This is a genomic window from Planktothrix tepida PCC 9214, assembly GCF_900009145.1.
Classification (GTDB): domain Bacteria; phylum Cyanobacteriota; class Cyanobacteriia; order Cyanobacteriales; family Microcoleaceae; genus Planktothrix; species Planktothrix tepida.
The window spans coordinates 1-624 of record NZ_LN889888.1; the positions used below are offsets into that span (position 1 = coordinate 1).

2 tRNA genes and 1 rRNA gene are annotated in these 624 nt (G+C 48.1%); all 3 read right to left on the reverse strand.

What is annotated here, in order from left to right:
* Positions 1-268 precede the first annotated feature (268 nt).
* Positions 269-341 (reverse strand) — tRNA-Ala (locus PL9214_RS29640).
* Between the two features lie 12 nt (positions 342-353).
* Positions 354-427, reverse strand: a tRNA-Ile gene (locus PL9214_RS29645).
* Positions 428-551: 124 nt separating this feature from the next.
* Positions 552-624: ribosomal RNA gene (locus PL9214_RS29650) — 16S ribosomal RNA — on the reverse strand; the annotation flags it as partial.

The following is a 624-nucleotide window of genomic DNA, read 5'->3' on the forward strand; positions in this document are numbered from 1 at the left end:
GCCACGTCCTTCTTCGCCTCTGTGTGCCAAGGTTTCCACCGTCAGCCCTTTCTATCTTGACCAATTCTCTTTTTGAATCACTGTTCGTTTCCGAACTCCTGAACACCAAAATTTTCCGGGTTTTTTCTTCCCGGTTTGGGTTTCATTTTTGATCCCTTCTGATTTTTCTATGCAGTTTTCAAGGTTCTGGCTGGAACATTTCCAGCATTTACTCTTTCTGGTGATGAAAGCTGTAGTGCTAGTTTGTTCTCGGTTTTGATGGGTTTAGTGGAGGTAAGCGGACTCGAACCGCTGACATCTGCCTTGCAAAGGCAGCGCTCTACCAACTGAGCTATACCCCCACATTGTTTAGGTGGGCCATCCTGGACTTGAACCAGGGACCTCACCCTTATCAGGGGTGCGCTCTAACCACCTGAGCTAATAGCCCTTTTACCCAACCTAGTTGACGTTTGAAAGTCTCTTTTTCTTTTTCCTAGTTCCGACCTGGGATGACTTCTGTGAGTGCTTTTTTTGTTGGGATTTGGCACTTCTCCAGAAGTAGGTCTCCCTGAAAAGGAGGTGATCCAGCCACACCTTCCGGTACGGCTACCTTGTTACGACTTCACCCCAGTCATCAGCCCTGCC